The 17,287-nt window shown below is 61.6% G+C and carries 17 protein-coding genes; 8 read left to right on the top strand and 9 right to left on the bottom strand.

From position 1 onward, the window contains the following. Positions 1–367: 367 nt before the first annotated feature. Together AC0IYS_RS12680 and AC0IYS_RS12675 are read right to left on the bottom strand one after the other, a co-directional pair. On the bottom strand, positions 368–1,282 hold the full coding sequence (locus tag AC0IYS_RS12680; RefSeq protein WP_471705472.1) for a LysR family transcriptional regulator: 915 nt from the start codon (positions 1,280–1,282) through the stop codon (positions 368–370). A 58-nt stretch (positions 1,283–1,340) separates the two neighbouring features. Beyond that, positions 1,341–3,626, bottom strand: a complete 2,286-nt coding sequence (locus AC0IYS_RS12675) for a TonB-dependent receptor plug domain-containing protein (RefSeq protein ID WP_471705471.1) — start codon at positions 3,624–3,626, stop codon at positions 1,341–1,343. Positions 3,627–3,837: 211 nt separating this feature from the next. On the opposite strand from AC0IYS_RS12675, the gene asd reads away from it, so the two are divergent. Beyond that, entirely contained in the window at positions 3,838–4,683 is an 846-nt protein-coding gene (gene asd / locus AC0IYS_RS12670) for an archaetidylserine decarboxylase (protein ID WP_471705470.1), read from the top strand. Positions 4,684–4,692: 9 nt separating this feature from the next. Here the strand turns inward: asd and AC0IYS_RS12665 are convergent, their stop codons facing one another. Then, positions 4,693–5,595, bottom strand: a complete 903-nt coding sequence (locus AC0IYS_RS12665; RefSeq protein WP_471705469.1) for a LysR family transcriptional regulator — start codon at positions 5,593–5,595, stop codon at positions 4,693–4,695. 137 nt (positions 5,596–5,732) lie between these two features. Here AC0IYS_RS12665 and AC0IYS_RS12660 point away from each other — a divergent pair, with 137 nt between their 5' ends. The 3 genes from AC0IYS_RS12660 (at position 5,733) to AC0IYS_RS12650 (ending at position 7,812) form a co-directional block, all read left to right on the top strand. Next, entirely contained in the window at positions 5,733–6,332 is a 600-nt protein-coding gene (locus tag AC0IYS_RS12660; RefSeq protein ID WP_471705468.1) for an FMN-dependent NADH-azoreductase, read from the top strand. 46 nt (positions 6,333–6,378) lie between these two features. Further along, on the top strand, positions 6,379–7,272 hold the full coding sequence (locus AC0IYS_RS12655) for a pirin family protein (protein WP_471705467.1): 894 nt from the start codon (positions 6,379–6,381) through the stop codon (positions 7,270–7,272). A 75-nt stretch (positions 7,273–7,347) separates the two neighbouring features. Then, positions 7,348–7,812 carry a hypothetical protein gene (locus AC0IYS_RS12650; RefSeq protein WP_463451386.1) on the top strand — a complete coding sequence of 155 codons (465 nt, stop codon included), beginning with the start codon at positions 7,348–7,350 and terminating at the stop codon, positions 7,810–7,812. Here the strand turns inward: AC0IYS_RS12650 and AC0IYS_RS12645 are convergent. Genes AC0IYS_RS12645 through AC0IYS_RS12630 form a run of 4 tightly spaced genes read right to left on the bottom strand, consistent with a single transcriptional unit; the run spans position 7,809 to position 10,299 of the window. Further along, on the bottom strand, positions 7,809–8,969 hold the full coding sequence (locus tag AC0IYS_RS12645) for an acyltransferase family protein (protein ID WP_471705466.1): 1,161 nt from the start codon (positions 8,967–8,969) through the stop codon (positions 7,809–7,811). The genes AC0IYS_RS12650 and AC0IYS_RS12645 overlap by 4 nt on opposite strands. A gap of 37 nt (positions 8,970–9,006) precedes the next feature. Beyond that, positions 9,007–9,297 carry a hypothetical protein gene (locus AC0IYS_RS12640; RefSeq protein WP_471705465.1) on the bottom strand — a complete coding sequence of 97 codons (291 nt, stop codon included), beginning with the start codon at positions 9,295–9,297 and terminating at the stop codon, positions 9,007–9,009. Continuing rightward, positions 9,297–9,941 (bottom strand): DUF1906 domain-containing protein, encoded by a 645-nt coding sequence (locus AC0IYS_RS12635; protein WP_471705464.1) that lies wholly within the window; start codon positions 9,939–9,941, stop codon positions 9,297–9,299. The genes AC0IYS_RS12640 and AC0IYS_RS12635 overlap by 1 nt, the downstream gene beginning before the upstream one ends. A gap of 34 nt (positions 9,942–9,975) precedes the next feature. Continuing rightward, on the bottom strand, positions 9,976–10,299 hold the full coding sequence (locus AC0IYS_RS12630; protein ID WP_471705463.1) for a hypothetical protein: 324 nt from the start codon (positions 10,297–10,299) through the stop codon (positions 9,976–9,978). A gap of 224 nt (positions 10,300–10,523) precedes the next feature. Between AC0IYS_RS12630 and AC0IYS_RS12625 the strand changes: the two genes are divergently transcribed. The 3 genes from AC0IYS_RS12625 (at position 10,524) to AC0IYS_RS12615 (ending at position 15,203) form a co-directional block, all read left to right on the top strand. After that, positions 10,524–13,796, top strand: a complete 3,273-nt coding sequence (locus tag AC0IYS_RS12625; RefSeq protein WP_471705462.1) for an nSTAND1 domain-containing NTPase — start codon at positions 10,524–10,526, stop codon at positions 13,794–13,796. Beyond that, the gene (locus AC0IYS_RS12620; protein WP_471705461.1) at positions 13,793–14,158 is read left to right on the top strand and encodes a DP-EP family protein; all 366 of its coding nucleotides are present in this window, start codon (positions 13,793–13,795) and stop codon (positions 14,156–14,158) included. Before AC0IYS_RS12625 ends, AC0IYS_RS12620 begins: the two co-directional genes overlap by 4 nt. Positions 14,159–14,243: 85 nt before the next feature. Then, positions 14,244–15,203, top strand: a complete 960-nt coding sequence (locus tag AC0IYS_RS12615) for a M14 family metallopeptidase (RefSeq protein ID WP_471705460.1) — start codon at positions 14,244–14,246, stop codon at positions 15,201–15,203. Positions 15,204–15,222: 19 nt separating this feature from the next. Here AC0IYS_RS12615 and sugE read toward each other — a convergent pair whose 3' ends face one another. Further along, positions 15,223–15,540 carry a quaternary ammonium compound efflux SMR transporter SugE gene (gene sugE / locus AC0IYS_RS12610; RefSeq protein WP_315212634.1) on the bottom strand — a complete coding sequence of 106 codons (318 nt, stop codon included), beginning with the start codon at positions 15,538–15,540 and terminating at the stop codon, positions 15,223–15,225. A gap of 185 nt (positions 15,541–15,725) precedes the next feature. Here sugE and AC0IYS_RS12605 point away from each other — a divergent pair, with 185 nt between their 5' ends. Continuing rightward, a complete protein-coding gene (locus tag AC0IYS_RS12605) occupies positions 15,726–16,085 on the top strand; it encodes a DUF1304 domain-containing protein (RefSeq protein ID WP_471705459.1) in 360 nt (119 codons plus the stop codon). On the opposite strand, the gene AC0IYS_RS12600 is transcribed toward AC0IYS_RS12605, so the two are convergent. Further along, positions 16,086–17,162, bottom strand: a complete 1,077-nt coding sequence (locus AC0IYS_RS12600; RefSeq protein ID WP_471705458.1) for a hypothetical protein — start codon at positions 17,160–17,162, stop codon at positions 16,086–16,088. Positions 17,163–17,287 lie beyond the last annotated feature (125 nt).

The following is a 17,287-nucleotide window of genomic DNA, read 5'->3' as shown; positions in this document are numbered from 1 at the left end:
GTTCCTCTTATCGGCAGGTTAGTTACTAAAAAACCACATGTGAGAATGTGTGAGAATTTTATAAAACGCAATTTACCATAACTTTGCCTTAATTCTCCAGACATATGCGTGAGAAATACCAATATAACGATAAAAATGAATAATTTCCACAACTGCGCAATCGAAACGCGACCGATATCACGCGTCCCGGCGGATAACCGGATCGACAGTCCAGTAATAAAGAATAGTGACGGCATGCCGCCGTCATTACCATTGCCCGAGTCCGGACAATGGTAATCCGGCGTGAATGCGGCCAAATACGGCAGTGGGAATAAACCGGCAAGGAATGGTGACCGAGCGCTTGCCCGATTAAATGTTCACGCCACGCTCATGCGCACAGGGGACGTGATTCGATGCCTTCGGCCACCACCTTGCGTATCAGATTGGCGAGCCTGCACGCGGCCGGACCGGCCGCCTCGGGATTGGCGACAATCAGCGACAACGACAGCTTGCGGCGCTGCCCCACCCGCAGCGGCAGCGGTTTGAGCTGGCCTTGCGCCAGCTGCGCCTGGATTTTGTGGTCGGCCAGCCAGCCGAAGCCGATACCGTTGCAGATCATCTCCATGCGGGTTTGCGGAGTGGTCACGCTCCAGCGCTGATCCGTGTTGAGCCAGCCGTGGTCGCGCGGATTCAAGGTGCCCGAATCGCGCACCACGATTTGCAGGTTGCGGGTCAGGTCGTCCATCTCCAGCTCGCGGCCGAGCATGTGCAGGGGGTGACAGGGATGGGCGACGGCGACAAACTCGATATCCATCAAGGCATCGCCGAGGAAGCCGACCGGAATGCGGCTGGCGATGGCGATGTCGACGCGCTTTTCCACCAGCGCGTCTTCGGAGCCGGACAGGACGGTTTCTTCCAGGTTGACGCGCGTGTGCCGGGCCCACGGCTCGAACTCGCGCAGCACCTGCACCAGCAGTTGGACCGGAAACAGGCTGTCGACGGCGATGCTCACCTGCGGCTCCCAGCCCTCGGCCAGGCTGGCGGCTAGTTGCTCGAGCTGAAAGGCGCCGCCGAGCAGCTCGCGCGCCTTGTTCAGCAGCGCCTTGCCATTGGGCGTGAGGCGGGCGCGGCGGCCGTCGATTTCGAGCAGTTCCACGCCCAGCTGCTCCTGCAGTTTGGCCACCATGTAACTGATCGACGACTGGCTGCGGTGCAAGGCCTCGGCCGCCTGCGCGTAGCCGCCGCATTCGACGATCGCTTGCAACACCTGCCATTGTTCCAGCGTGCTCTTGGGGATTTTCATCGGTGTTTCCGCGCCTGAAGTTCAGCGAAGAATCATACCACCGGCCCCGGCGCCCCGATCAGAAGCGCCGCTCCACCGTCACCCGGAACTGGGTCTCGCCGTCGGCCACCGACGCGCGGTTGAGCGTGCCGCGGGCGTCGGCATACACGCTTTCGGTCGTGTAGTCCTGCGCCAGCAAATTGGACACGGCAAAGCGCAAACTGTTTTGCGCGTCCAGCTTGACGAGGGCATAGACGTCGAGGTCGCGCCGCACCGAGTTGTAGGCGCTCTGCGTTTCGCTCAGGCGCGCCAGGCCGCCGTTGCGGAAGCTCAGGCTGCTGCCGGTGCTGAGCATGCCGTCCGGGCTCTTGTAGTCGACGCCGAGCGTGGCGCTCAGCGGCACCTGCTGGTCCAGGCGGTTGTCCGGACCGGGCACGCTGTCCACCTCCGACCAGTTTCGGCTGATGCTGGCGCGCAGATCGATTCCCGGGGCTTTGTCCATCACCGCGCGCAACGGGAACTTGACCTCCAGCTCGATGCCGCGCGTTTCGGCGCGGCCGTCGTTGATCATGGTCGACACCCAGCGGTCGCCCTCCTGGACCAGGCCCTGGTGCATATAATCCTCGATGCGGCGGACCGACGCGCTCGCGCTCAGCATGCCGCCGTCGCCCCAATAGTGCTCGAACGAGGCGTCGATGCCCAGCGCCACTTCCGGCGTCAGGCGCGGATTGCCGCGGCGGTCCGGGTCCAGGCGGCTGTTGTTGGCCGAGGTGAAGCGACGCGGCACCAGGTTGGCCGTCGTCGGCGCCTTGTAGGTGCGGGTCAGCGCCAGGCGCACCTGGTCCTTTTTGTTCGGCAGCTTGAACAGCGTCTGGAACAACGGACTGAGCACGCTCGAGCGCTGGGTGACGCGCTCGAGATTGGCGCCCTCGATCTCCGTCTGCAACCCTTCCCAGCGCACGCCGGTGTAAATCGACCATTGCGGCGTGACGTTCCATTCGTCTTGCCCGTAGAAAGCCAGCCGGGTGGCCCGGGCGGAAAAATCCTCGTCGTTGTTGTCGGGCGGCAGACTGCCCGCGATCGGCAGCTCGCGCTGGATGCGGGTATCGTCGCGGTCGACAACGCCGGCGTCCCAGCCCAGCGCCAGCGCGTGCTCGGTCGGCGCTTCGTCCGATCCCTCGGCCTGCGTGCCGAAGGTCAGCGGCGTCGAGTACTTGCCCTGCGTGCTGAATCCCGTTTCGCCGCTGTGCGACGCCACGGTGCGGTACAGGTTCGGCGATCCGTCGCGGTTGCCGCCCAGTTGCAGCGACATGCCGGTGTTGCGGTTCCTGGACACGCCGACCTTCATGTCCAGCTTGGCGCCCTCGGCCATCTTGTGCACCCAGTTCAGATCGGTGCGGCCGTAGCCGTTGTGGCTGCTGAAGGTGTTGTCGATGCGGTCGTAGTTCGGACCTTCGTCGCCGGCCAGGTTCACCGTGGTGCGGCCGTGGCTGTTGCTGTCGAACTTGTTCAGATTGATGAAGGTCTGCGAGGTCAGCGTGTCGCCGCCGGCCAAGGTCCAATTGATGCGCGGCGACAAATTCATGCCGTCCGAGCGGCCCTGGTCCTGCCAGGTGGCGGACCGGTCCACGTTCGGCAGGCCGGCGGCATCGGTGCCGGTCTCGATTGACGGCGTCAGGCGGTTGTACATATAGCGCCACGCATTGGCGCCAACCGAGTAGGACATGTTGTCGTCCTTGCCGGACATCTGGATGCTGGCGCTCGGCGAGCTGAATTTACTGCCCTTGGCGCCGCTGATTTTGAGCACGTGCTGATCCAGCTTGACGTTCTTCTTCAGCACGATGTTGATGGTGCCGGCGATCGATTGCGTGCTGAACTCGGCGCTGGCCGCGCGCAGGACCTCGATGCGCTCGATCACGTCGGGCGCCAGATTGTCGATGGAAAAGCCGGCCGGCGCGCGTTCGCCGTTGATCAGGATCTGGGTGTAGCCCGCGCCGAGGCCGCGCATGCGGATTTCGCCGCCCGAGCGCCCCGCCGCGCCGCCGATGGTGATCCCGGGCAGCCGCTTGAGGACGTCGTTGACCGAGGTGTCGCCATATTTCTGAATCTCCTCGCTGCCGACGACGATCTTGCTAGCGGTATCATCGCGGCGCGCGTCGTAGCTGGCGGCGCTGCCTTTGATGCGCACCGTCTGCATCGGCACGGTGGTGGCTTGAACGGCCGCCGGCTTGCCGTCGGCCGCGACTGGCGCGTCACTGCTTTCGGCGGCGGAGGACACGATGTCGGCATGGGCGCCGGCGGCGAGACATAAGGATAGGACGGCCGCAGCGGTCTGCGTCAAACGGAGTTGGCGGGCAGGCATCATAAATTGGCGATCGGGAGACTGAGGGGAGCGGGTATTATGCCTTGGTTTGGCCAAAAGTTTCCTTAACCCAAGATAACTTGTGAACGTTTAGCGAAATTTCATAAACATAAATAGTGAAAAAATGAATAGGTCCGAATTGGCAGGAATAGGCTGATCGCGCCGATGGTGGCGCTATAATGCTCGATTGCTATTTTTTTGTATGGATCCCATCGTGTCCGACCGCCTTGCCGTTCTGCCGCAATACCTGCTTCCCAAGGGAGCGTTGACCAACTTCGCCGGCCGCGTGGCGGGGGCCAAGGGCGGCGCCATGACCACACGCCTGATCCGCTGGTTCGTCGGCAAATACGACGTCAACATGGGCGAAGCGCTTAACCCGGACATTGCCAGCTATGCCAGCTTCAACGAGTTTTTCACCCGCGCGCTGCGCCCGGACGCCCGCCCGCTTGCCGACGCCGACTTCATCTGTCCGGTCGACGGCCGCATCAGCCAGTTCGGCGCGATCGACGACGACCAGATCTTCCAGGCCAAAGGCCACAAATTCAGCACCACCGCGCTGGTCGGCGGCGACGCCGCGCTGGCCGCCAAGTTCCAGCACGGCAGCTTCGCCAACCTGTATCTGAGCCCGCGCGACTACCACCGCATCCACATGCCGTGCGACGGCAAGCTGACGCGCATGATCTACGTCCCGGGCGAGCTGTTCTCGGTGAATCCGACCACCGCGCGCGGCATTCCGGGCTTGTTCGCCCGCAACGAGCGCGTCGTGTGCGTGTTCGACACCGCCAACGGCCCGTTCGTCATGACCCTGGTCGGCGCCACCATCGTCGGCAGCATGGCCACGGTCTGGCACGGCGTCGTCAACCCACCGCGCGCGCCGCAGATTTGCGAGTGGAAGTACGACGATCAGAACATTTTGCTGAAAAAAGGCGATGAACTGGGCCGATTCCTGCTGGGATCGACCGTGGTCATGCTGTTCCCGAAGGACACAATGAGCTTCAATCCCGCGTGGCAGCCGGCCGGTCCGGTCAAGCTGGGCGAGATGATGGCCAATTTGAAGTAATTGGCGCTATCAGGGTAGCTGCCGGTCGAACGCCTCCTCCAGCATATCCAGAAACACCCGGGTCTTGGCCGGCATCAAGCGCCGGCCCGGGAACACCGCCCACCCCGTCACCTCGGGGAACGACCATTCCGGCAACACCCGCACCAACGTCCCCGCTTTCAAAAACGGCGCCGCGATCGCCTCGGTCGAGACGCCGATGCCCACCCCGTTGCTGACCATGCGCACGATCATCTCCGGCGAGTTGCCCAGCAACCTGACCGGCAGCTCGCGCTCCCAGCGCACCTTGGCGCGCAGCAGCGTCCACCGGATCAGGCCGTTGGCCATCGGCGGCAAACTCAATAAATCGTGTTTAAATAAATCGTCCGGATGCTCGGGCAGCCCGCGCACGCTGGTGTAGCGCGGCGAGGCATACAGCGCCAGCGAACTGAAGGTGATGCGACGCGCGGCCAGCGAGGCATCGTCCGGCAGATTGCCCATGCGGATCGCCAAGTCGAAATTCTCGGCCACCAGGTCCACCCGGCGCGGCGACAAGTCGAGCTCCAGCGAGATGGCCGGATAGCGGTGCATGAATTGCGCCAGCATTTCGCTGACGCCGACGTTGGCGAAATCCGCCGGCATCGATACCCGCAGCAAGCCGCTCGGCGCGCCTTGACGGTGCTGCGCCAGCGCACCGGCCGCCTCGGTCTCGTCGGCAACCTTGCGCGCGTGCTCCAGCAGGCTGGCGCCAAACTCGGTCAGCACCAGCTTGCGCGTGGTGCGCTGAAGCAGGCGCTCGCCCAGATGCGCTTCCAGCAACGAAATCCGGCGTGACACCGTCGACTTCGGCAACTGCACCCGCTCGGCCGCCAGGCTGAAGCTGCCGCATTCGACGATGCGGGCGAATAACAGCAGGTCGCCAGGATCTATTTCCACACTATGCTCCTCGATTGTTCCACCAATGGACTAATGTTATCCATTTTAACGGCTTCCGCATCAGTTTTGAAACGATTAAAGTAACTCCATCGCAGCAAACAAACCAACAACCAACAACCACATTCAGGAGCAACACCATGAACATCTTGCAAATCAACTCCAGCGCCCGCAGCACCGGTTCCGAATCGACCCGCATGGCCGACAGCATCGTCGCCAAACTGCAAGCCGGCAATCCCGGCGCGACCGTGGTGCGCCGCGATCTGGCGGCCAACCCGCATCCGGTGCTGGACGAGCCGACCTTGCAAGCGCTGTTCACCCCGGCCGACCAACGCAGCGCCGAGCAAGCCGCCCGCGTGGCCTTGGACGACGCCCTGATCGCCCAGGTGCAAGCGGCCGACGCCATTGTCATCGGTTCGCCGATGTACAACTTCGGCGTGACCGTGCAGCTGAAATCGTGGTTCGACGCGATCGCCCGTGCCGGCGTGACGTTCAAGTACGGTCCGACTGGCCCGGTCGGCCTGCTGACCGGCAAAAAAGTCTACGTCGCCGTGGCGCGTGGCGGCCTGCACAAGGATGGTCCGAACGATGTCCAGCTGGCGCACCTGAAGACTTTCCTGGGCTTTGTCGGCCTGACCGACGTCCAGTTCTTCTTTGCCGAAGGCATGGGCATGGGCCCGGACGCGGTCGCCAAGGCGCAAGCCTTGGCTGATGCCGACATCAATTCGGTACTGGTATAAATTCATCGATCGCGCCGGGTGGCGCGGTCCGTAAAGGAGAGCGTCAATGAGCAAGGTATTTAACAACGTTGCAAGCGATCGCGTACAACAAGAACGCACCGTGGAACGCCTCATCACCGGCCAAGCCGTGTCCGACGGCGCCGGCGTCAAGATCAACCGCGTCTTGACCCAGCCCCTGCAGCGCCGCCTCGACCCGTTCCTGATGCTGGACAACTTCGGCAGCGACCAGGCCAGCGACTACCTGGCCGGCTTCCCGAGCCACCCGCATCGCGGCTTCGAAACCGTCACCTACATGCTCGAAGGCCGGATGCGCCACAAGGACAGCAGCGGCAACGAAGGGCTGCTGACCAACGGCGGCGTGCAATGGATGACCGCCGGCCGTGGCGTGATCCACTCGGAAATGCCGGAGCAGGAAGAAGGCATGATGTCGGGATTCCAGCTGTGGCTGAACCTGCCCGCCAAGGACAAGATGCGCGATCCGTGGTATCGCGACTTCAACGGCGACGAAGTACCCGTCTTCACCACGGCAAATGGCGCGAAAGTGAAAGTGATTGCCGGTAGCAGCCATGGCGTCGATGGCGCCGTGCAACGCGAAGTGACCGAGCCGATCTATATTGATGTCGATCTGCCGGCCGGCGCCTCGTTCAGCCAGGCGCTGCCGCAAGGCCACAACGCCTTCATCTTCGCGTATCGCGGTTCGGTGCGCGTGGGCGACAAGGATGTGGCGTCGGGCAAAATGGCAATCCTGGCCAACACGGCCGGCGCCGATGGCGTGAACATCCATGCGACCGACGCCAGCCGCTTTATTCTGGTGGCGGGCAAGCCGTTGAACGAGCCGATCGCGCAATACGGCCCGTTCGTGATGAACACGCAGGCCGAAGTCTTCGCCGCCGTCGAGGACTTCCGCGCCGGGAAACTGGGTGAGGAAGCCCACGTCTAAACCGTTACAACCGCCGCCGGGCAGGCGTTGCCCGGGGCGGCCTCCTCCCGTCTGCGGCTGGGTTAAAATGCTGCCATGATGCCCACTATTCTTAAATGGTTACGCTATCTCAGCCACGTCCTCGGCTTCGAGACGGCCGATTCCTTCCCGCCCGGCCACCCGTACGAACGCACGCGCTGGAACGGCGCCTATTTCGACATCGCCTCCGACGTCAAACCCGACCAGATCGAGAGCCGTCTGTGCGACGCCATCAGCAACACGCCGCTGGTGTTCGGCTACATCACCAATCCCACGCCGCGCATGCAGCGCACCCTGCTGGCGATGCTGGAAGAGCGCATGCGCAACAACCGCGGCCGCGCCAGCGAACTGGCCGCGCTGCTGGTCAACGCTTACGACAGCCCGCACATCACCGAAATCATTCCCGGTCTGCGCGCGGCCATCGCCGGCACGCGTCAGGACGACATGGGCGAGCGCGCCCGCAGCGTCATGGCTTTCCTCGGCTCGACCCAATCGCCGTTCGACGTGATCGAGATGAACTAGGCGGCCACCGATTCCGTGGCCGCCTTCGGCCTGGCGAAATTGCCCGGGACGAAGCGGTCGCGTAATTTCATGAACGGTGTCTCCACCAGCAGGAACAGCAGCCAGCCGACCAGGACACTGGCCAGGCTCATGATGGCGATCGCCTGCCACGTGTCCGGCCCCCAGCCATAGCCGCGCAAGGGCACGCGCAGCAGCACGCACAATTGCTTGTGCGTCAGGTAGATCGCGTAGGACCATAGCGCGATGCTGGCCGCGCCCGGCACGCGACAGCGCTGCAGCAGCGATCCGGGACTGAGCGCCGCGATCAGCAACAAGGTGAAGCCCACCCCCAGCATCGGATAACCAATCACCGTCATCACGTGGCCGTAGTGATCTTCCAGCAAGATCGACCAGGTCAGCGCCAGCACGCCTGCCCCTGCGGCCAGCGCCCAGTTGCCGCGCGACGTGATGACCTTCCAGGCGCCGCCGTGGTAGTTCTTCACCAGTGCCAACGCCACGCCGAACACCAGCTCATCGAAGCGGCACCAAGAGGCGTAATAGATATTGGTGTAGTAATAGAGGCCGCCGAGGCCGGCTTCCTCGTTCCATAAATAACCGCGCACCACCATGCCGGCCAGCAGGGTGCCGATCACCGCCACCCAAGCCCACAGCAAGGACTTGCGGCAAGCCGCTATCAACAACGCCACCGCCGGCAACAGCACGTAGAACTGCTCCTCGACGCACAGCGACCATGCGTGCGAAAAGGCCGTCCCCGGCGTCAGCTGGATATTTTGCGTGAAGGTGATGAACTTCCACAGCGGCGGCAGCACGCTCTCCCCGCGCCAGTATGGCCACAAGGCATACAGCGCCAGCACGAAGTAAAAATTCGGCAGCGTGCGCAGGAAGCGGCGCGCGTAAAAACGCGGCAACGAGAACCGCTCGGGCCCGGCCTGCTGGCGCCGTATCCCCGACAGGATCTGGTTGCCGATCAAATAGCCGCTCAGCGCGAAGAACAGGTCGACGCCGGCCCAGCCGATCTCGCTCATCCAGCCGAAGGTCGGCCGGAAGCTGACGAAGATCATGTAGTGATTCATGAACACCAGAACGATCGCAAGCGCGCGCAAGGTATCGAGGCCGGCGTTGCGGCCGTTGTCGCGGGCAGTAAGCTGAAGATTCATGCCCCGCATCTTACAGCGCCGCGCCGTTTTCCCAAAGTCACGGCGAGATCACCATGACCAGCGTCTGATCATTCAAGGTCAGCACGGCGGTGCAGTCCTCCGCGATCGCGTAATTCTGGCTGTGCGTCGAATAATAATTGGTCGCGCCCAGGCAAATGCAGTCGATCGCCGCGCTGATGCGGGTGCTGATGGTGTAAGCCGGCAGCACCAAATCGGGCGCGGTGACGAACTTGAGCACCACGTCCTGGCCGGTATTATTCAGGAAAACCGTCTTGGACGGCTTGACGGTCTTCAGCGTGGGTAATTCGGTAAAGTGAATGGTCGGCACTACAGCACCCTGAATAAACCGGTTGGCAAGCCGTCGTTGCTACGGGCCAGATCGACATGGATTTTCTTGCCGTCGTCGACGGGCAAGACGCTCGAAGAAAGTTGCCTGAGGTTATAGCCAGCGTAGCCGGCACCGCCATCTGCCGCAGTCCCCTCCGATGGCGAGAGCCAGCTCAACGACGCCAAGCCGCTGGCGACGATGGCTTCGCAACTGGCGGCGGACCCATAAATGCCGATCTGATAATGCGGCTCGCCCGGCCGCGCGGCGTTGAACGCTTGATTGACGCCTTCGAAGTAGCGGGTGATCGGACCGGCGATATCCTCGGCCGTGGGATGACAGTCGACCTCGAAGTAGATGGCCGAGCCCGACGGCTGCGTAATGGCCGATTGCGCCATCAGATACGCGGCGGCGCCGTCCGCCAAACCCTGCGCGCGGCTGAACGAATGCAAATGCGCGCCGATCGTTTCCCAGACCACACCGATTTGGATGCCGGCGTCGGTCAGCGCCCTGGCCTCGGCCAGCGACAAGTTCTTGCCGGCGTGGTGACTGTAATAGCGTATCGCAAAATCGATTCCTTGTTGCTTAATTGGTATCGCATGCTGGGTCAGCTCGAACGGGGCTTTGACGCCGGTTAAAACAACCATGGGACCTCCCTGGGGTGCAAGATGATGTCTGAATTCATAGACTTTGAGCCGGTTCGGCGATGTCGATGCGTACTTGGTAACCGTCGTCCGGCACCCGGATACGCAACGGATTTTGCTGCCCTTCGACCTCGTAATAATCGCTCAGCCGGTTGCGCAAACGCGCCAACTGGACCGCGGCGGCCAGATCCATTCCAAGACCGGACCCGGACGTTGAGCGCCCACCGGCCGGCATCGCCCCATCGCCGCCTTGATACTTTTGGTTACCAAGATCACGGACCAGATGGTCCAGAAGCGCGCAGCAGCGCTGCGACGCGGCAAAGGTGCGACTGACCGCGATGCGGCGCAGCTCGGCGCGCACCTCGTTCGGATGGGGAACGGACGCGGCGCCGGCGTACCGACTGCGCGAAGACACAACAGTGAGAGCAGAATGTTTAATAGTTTCCCCAGCCTAATGTTAATATTCACTAAAGGTACAGATTTTAAGCAACTGTACTGACTAGCTATATAAATGGCCTTCTGGAAACCTTCGGACTGCTAACTCGTTGATTTAAAAGTTTTTATTTTTGGGCGAAGAAGGTTAGTGTGAACCGTAAAAGCTTCCGTTTTGGTCAGTGGCGCGTCGATCCGGCCACCAACACGCTGAGTTTTGGCGTGCTTAGCCGGCAGCTGGAACCACGCGCCATGGATGTTTTGTTACATTTCTGCAAGCACCCGCACGACGTCGTCTCGGCCGACGCGCTGCTGGACGCCTGCTGGGGCGACACCCCCGCGAGCGACAACGCGGTCCACAAAATCATTACCCAGCTGCGCCGCGCGCTCGACGACTCGGCCGCCGAGCCGCGCTACATTGAAACTATTCGTAAGCGTGGTTACCGCCTGCTGGCCGAGCTCAGCTACGACGACGACGTCAGCAACGGCAGCTGGACGCACGCCTCTCCGTTCCGGGGTCTGGAAGCTTTCGAGGAACAACACGCGGCCATTTTCTTCGGCCGCAAGCTCAGCGTCGATCAATTGGTGCAGGTGGTAGTGGCTCAGGTTCAGGCCGCTTGCTCGATGGTGCTGGTACTCGGACCGTCGGGCGCCGGCAAGACTTCCCTGGTCCAAGCTGGATTGATTCCGGCGCTCAAGGCGGGGGCCGCGCCGGCGGAATCTGGACTCGCGATCAGCGACCATGTGCAGCTCGATTGCGCCGACATGGGGCAGTCGGGGCTGCTGGAAACGCTCGCCAGCGTGCTGCTCGACGCCGAAATCGACGACCGACTGCTGTTTGAAAACACCAGCGCCGCCACTCTCGCGCAATATATGGCGCAGGATTTGCCGGGTTTGATCGAACAGTTGCAAAAAAGGTCAGCAACGATCCGGCTGGCGGTGTTCATCGACCGTTTCGAGGCGATCTTCCGCCTGCCGCATATTAGTGAGCAGGAACGCGCCGTCTTCATCAACGTGCTGGACCAGCTGGCGCGCTCCGGCTGCGTGCTGTTGGTGCTAGCCTGCCGCAACGATTTCTACCCACATCTGACGGCCTATCCCGCGCTGATGAGCATGAAATTGCGTGGAGGCCACTTCGACCTGACGCCGCCAGGCAGCGCGGACATCGCGCAGATCATCCGCCATCCCGCACAGGTGGCGCAGTTGCGCTACACGGTCGATGGGCATGGGGAAAGTCTGGACGAATTGCTAATAAGCGCGGCCAAGGCCGGACCTGATACATTGCCTTTGTTGCAATACTGCCTGCAAGAGCTGTACCGCCAGCGCAGTCCCGATGGGGAATTGAGCCACAAGGCTTATCACGACATGGGCGGCCTGGAAGGTGCCATCGGCGCGCGCGCCGAGCAAGTGATCTCTACATTGGAGGCATCAGAGATCGCTGCCCTGTCCCAGCTCTTGTCGCGATTGGTTCTCGTGACCGAGGATGAGTCAACCGTTACCTCTCGCCGCGTGCCTTGGTCGGCATTAAGCGGCGACGACGAAACCAAACTGGTACAAGCGCTAGTCGACGCCCACCTCTTTGTCAGTGATCTGCACGGCGGAGCACCAGCCTTCGGTATCGCACACGAGGCCCTGCTGCGCCGCTGGCCACGTGTCGTCGCGTGGATCGACGAACACCGCCAAGCCCTGCAAACGCGCAGCCGCATTAGCGCCCAGGCCAACCGCTGGCAAGAAAGCGGTCGCAAGCCCGATATGTTGCTCCCGGCTGGAACTCAGACCATCCAGGCGCGACAACTTCTGACAACCAGCGGTTTCAGTTTCAGCCCGGAAGAACAGGCATTTATAGCAGACTCATTGCAACGAGAGCGACGTGGTGAGCGACTACGACTAGCGATCATGGCTGTTGTGACAGGTCTTGCTTTGCTCGCCGGAGGATTGGGACTAGTCGCTCGCTCTGCACAAACCCAGGCCGAAGCGCATCGGGCCGAAGCAGAAAGTCTGATGGGTTATATGCTTGGCGAATTCGTCGACAAGCTGCGTCCAATCGGAAAATTAGACCTGCTTGACAGCATTAGCAAGCGTGCGCTGTCCTACTTGTCGGATACCGCCCGCAGCAATGATGACGCCACCGTCGTCGCCCAGCGCGCTAAATCGCTGCAACTGATCTCCGAGGTACGCATTTCGCGCGCCGACCCGGCAGGCGCCAGCACGGCCCTGCTGGCTGGTCGGGCGATGCTGCAACGGCAATTGGAACTCCATCCAACCGACCTGGGTTTGCGCAAAAGCGCTGGTGAGAATGCCTTCTGGCTGGGCCAGATTCACATTGATCAAAAGGATTGGCAACAGGCGGAACGCTACTTCGGCGAATACCGCGACCACAGTAATCAATTAGCGGCAGCAGCACCGCTAGATAGTGAAAACTGGATCGAACAATCTTATGCCCACAACTCACTCGGCACTGTAGCCCTGCGGCGCGGCGACATCGCCAACGCTGCAAACGAGTTTGCACTCTCTGTGGACTTGAAAACCCGCGCTCATGCGCAAAAGCCCAAGGACAAACAACTCACTGCCGATCTGGCTGACAGCCTGTCTTGGCTGGCAAGCGCGCAAATGCAACAAGGTAAGTTGGAGCGGGCTGAATCACTGTACGCGCGCAGCTTAGCGTTGTTACAGCAACTACACGAAGCCTATCCCGATGACATAACATGGCTCAATGAACTTGCATCGACGTGGTCCCACCAATCCGACCTAAAAAAAGCGCGAGGTCAGCTAGCAGCGGCGCACAACGACGCCCGGCAGGCACACGCGTTGTTTACGAAAATAGTCGAGAAGGATAGCAGCAATCGTAAGTGGCAGCGCAATTTGTACATTGCCGAGTTGCGCATGTATGACACCGACACCAAGCCACAAGGACCGGCACAGGAACTTGCGAGGCTCGAACAACTGCAAGGACATTTTTTCCAGCTGAGCCTACTTGAGCCCAAACACTTGAATCTGCAAACGCTGGTCGCAATGGTGCAATACCGCAAGGCTATCGTACAACATCAACAGCAACAGACGGAAGCCGCGTCCTTTACGCTGCAACCAGCACTTAAAAAATTACAGCATTTGAATTCGGCCGTTCCATCCGACCAAGTGATACTTCGCGCGCTAATCGATACACTATTGCTCAATGCCGATCTCGATCACATGCGGACCAATGGAGATGCACTTCGGCACTGCGATGCCGCACGCTCGCTGCTAAGTCCGCTAGTGAAAGATAGTTCCGATTTCCATCTGCTAGCCCCATGGGTCGCAGTGCACGCCTGCCTGAACCAAAACGATCAGGTAGAAGGTGCAAAAAAACAGCTGGAGGCAATGCCATACCGCGACGTGTCATATCTGCAATATTTGTCTACCCACCCACCCAAGAAAGCGAACTCATGAGCAAAATTCATGCATCCACCCAGTTTATAAATGTGATGGTAAAAGTCAAAGCAGGCGACGAGCCTGGCACTTACAAAGTACATACCGCTCCTGAAATGCCATGTGTAACCCAAAAAGATACTGTTATAAATTATCAGATCTATGATGACGAGCACGAGGGAATCATCTTTACGGGGATGATTATCCAGACATTAGGAAACGACCAACTGAGCGCACCTAGTGTTAGTCTCAGCGGCAAACAGTTGACCTTTATCGATGCCAATACGTCAAAGGTCGATATCAGTTTTAAGCTCACTTTTAAAAATGCCGCTGGCGTAGAATTTATGCACGACCCGCAGGTCAAAAACGAGCCTCAGGTTTAATTAGGAGTCGCCGTAAAGCTACCGGAAGTAAAGCTTTACGGCGAATAAAGGAAGACTATTTTTTTAATTTTTTGCGGCCCAAGCCATGCAACGAGCTGATGCCTTGCAATTCAAATCCGCCGAATACGGCGGCCAGCACCCGGGCACGCGCCTGATCGTCACCGGCGCCGTCCACGGCAACGAAACCTGCGGCACCCGGGCCATCCAGCGCGTGATGCAGGAACTCGACAGCGGCGCCCTCGTCATCCGCAACGGCTCCGTCACCTTCGTCCCGATCGCCAACCCACTAGCCTACGCCAAACGCGAACGCTTCGGCGACCGCAACCTGAACCGCAATCTCTTCCCCAACGATAACCCGCAGGATTTCGAGGACCGCGTCGCCAACTGGCTGTGTCCACTCCTCGCCCGCCACGACGTGCTGCTCGACCTGCACTCGTTCAAGGCCTCCGGCGAACCCTTCGTCATGGTCGGCCCGCGCAACAACGACGGCCCGCTCGAACCCTTCCAGCACGAGCAACAGGAACGCGCGATGGCGCGCCGCCTCGGCGTGCGCCGCTTCGTCGACGGCTGGCTGCGCACCTACGGCGCCGGCGTGCAGCGCCGCCTGCGCGGCGACAGCCAACTGGAAACCGTTCTGCGCTACGGCATGGGCACCACCGAATACATGCGCACCACCGGCGGCTACGCACTGACGCTCGAATGCGGCGAACACACCGATCCGCAAGCGCCCGAAGTGGCCTACCGCGCCATCATGAACACCCTGGCCTTCCTCGGACTGATCGACGCGCCCTCGCCGCAGCCGATCGCCGACGAGGCGATGGAAGCGCTGAGCATGGTCGCCGTCTACGACAAGGTCAGCGCGGACGATACCTTCAGCCGCGCGTGGTCGAGCTTCGATCCAGTCCGCAAGGACGAGCAGATCGGCACGCGCGCGGACGGCACGCCGGTGCTGGCCGAGTTCGACGGCCGCATCCTCTTCCCCGACAGCGCGGCCGGCGCCAACAGCGAGTGGTACTACCTCACCCGCGCCAACCCAAGCTTCTGACGCCGACGCGCGGCAAATCTCAGGTGGTGGTGAGCTTGAGCCCGATGATGCCGCCGACGATCATGGCGATGCACGCCAGCCGCACCGCGCTGGCCGGCTCGTTGAGCGCGACGATGCCGTAGATGACGGTGCCGACGGTGCCGATGCCGGTCCAGATCGCGTAGGCCGTGCCCAGCGGCAGCGTGCGCAGCGCCAGGCCCAGCATGCCTATGCTGCCCAGCATCGCGGTCAAGGTCCACAAGGTCGGCATCAGCTTGGTGAAGCCGTGCGTGTATTTGAGTCCGACCGCCCAGGTGACTTCCAGCAGGCCGGCGATGATGAGGATGATCCAGGTCATTGCAACTCCAGTTCGCGACAGGGTCGTCCCCGCCTGAAAGCGCCGATGCGGACGCCGCGCTCCTTCGGTGGCGGGGTCGTCCCCGCCGGAGCTGTGAGCCGAAACTATACCAGTTGCAACAAAATGATGTCCATAGAAGCCTTGCCTCGGTGATAATCATCTCTTAACTAAAAAAAGGAGCGACCATGCTTTTGCTGGCCCAGATCGTCACCGCCGTCGTGGCACTGATACACATCTATATCGTCCTGCTGGAGACGGCGCTGTTCGACACGCGCGGACGCAAGGTATTCGGCCTGAGCAAGGAAAAAGCCGACATCGTGCGGCCGGCCATGTCCAACCAGGGTTGCTACAACGGCTTTCTGGTCGCCGCGCTGGTGGTCGGCTTCGTCAATCCGAATCCGGCGATTGCATCGGCCTTCACAGTGTTCGGGCTGTGCTGCGTGGCGGTGGCCGGCGTATGGGGCGGCCTGACGGTCAAGCGCAGCATCCTGCTGATCCAGACGCTGCCGGCGGTGATCGCACTGGCGCTGCATTTCGCGGCCTGATCAGCTCCCCAGCGGCGGCTTGACGACGGCGACCGCCATGCTCGGCAACGCGATGGTCTGCACCACCACCGGCGGTGTCTCGGTCTGCGGCCGCGCGCCGCTGCCGCGCAGCGCCAGCAACCAACCGATGCCGTCGAACCAGAACGGCGCGCCCAGCGACGAGGCGAAGGCGGTGACGATCCAGCCCATCAGCGCGAATGCCAGCGCGCCCAGGAAGGCGGCCACGCCCTTGCCGGCGGCGGCGTCAAAGCGCGCCGACGGCCAGCCGATCGGCAGCTTTTCCACCATCTGCCATTCCTTTTTGGCGATGGCGGCCCGCTCCATCGGCGTAACGGTAGGCGCGTCGGCGGCCGGCGCAACGGGCGGCGCGGGCGGCTTCACGCGGCCGCTGGCGACGCCGTCGGCGCCCTGCTGCGCCAGCTCGGCCGCCACCTGGTCGTCACCCCAGAGGCGCTTGCTCAATTCGATGGCGTCGATGTTCATCGAGGCGGCGTAGAACAGGCCGACGCAAAACAGCACCAGCTGCGAGCGCCGCTTGTACCAGCCGGTGATGCGCTCCATCACCGTTTCGTACCAGATGCGCACGGCGTTTTCCAGCGCCGCCACATCGTCCGGGCCCTCCCCCATGATCGCCAGCAAGGTGCGGGTCAAGCCCTCGTTGCCGACCTGCGCCAGCAGCATCGCCGCCGTCTGCGTCTTGCCGTATTTGGACGTCAAGGTCGATACAAAAGCGCGTGCGAAGATGGTCGACGGAATGTACGACGGCATGCGCCCTTGCTGCGCCATGCCCTGGATCAGCGGATGCTCCATGACGGCGGCGGTCAGCGAACCGGGGCCCAGCTTGTCGAGCCCGAAGCCGGTGTCGATGCGCAGCAGCCGCTTGATCGATGGGATGATGCCGCGCAGACGCGGTTTGCCGGCGGGCTCGTGCAGCATCGTCAGCACGCCGTCGAGGAGCACCTTGGCGCGCGTCTGGAACAGCGAGGCGATCGCCTCGCGCGTCGCGCTGCACAGCAGGCTCACGGCGAGGAAGGTGTACGACAAGCCGATGGCCACATCCAGATAATGACTCGACATACAGCCCCCGTTAAAATTCGATCAATGTTCCAGTAACATAATGGATTTTTCGGTCGCAAGCCAGCCGCGAGCACGAATTTCTTACATATCGTAAGATGCCGATATTGAAATCGGGAAAATACGAT

Source organism: Duganella sp. AC237 (genome assembly GCF_979254035.1).
The sequence above is the reverse complement of the archived record's forward strand: the minus strand, read 5'-3'. Positions and strand labels throughout refer to the sequence as shown.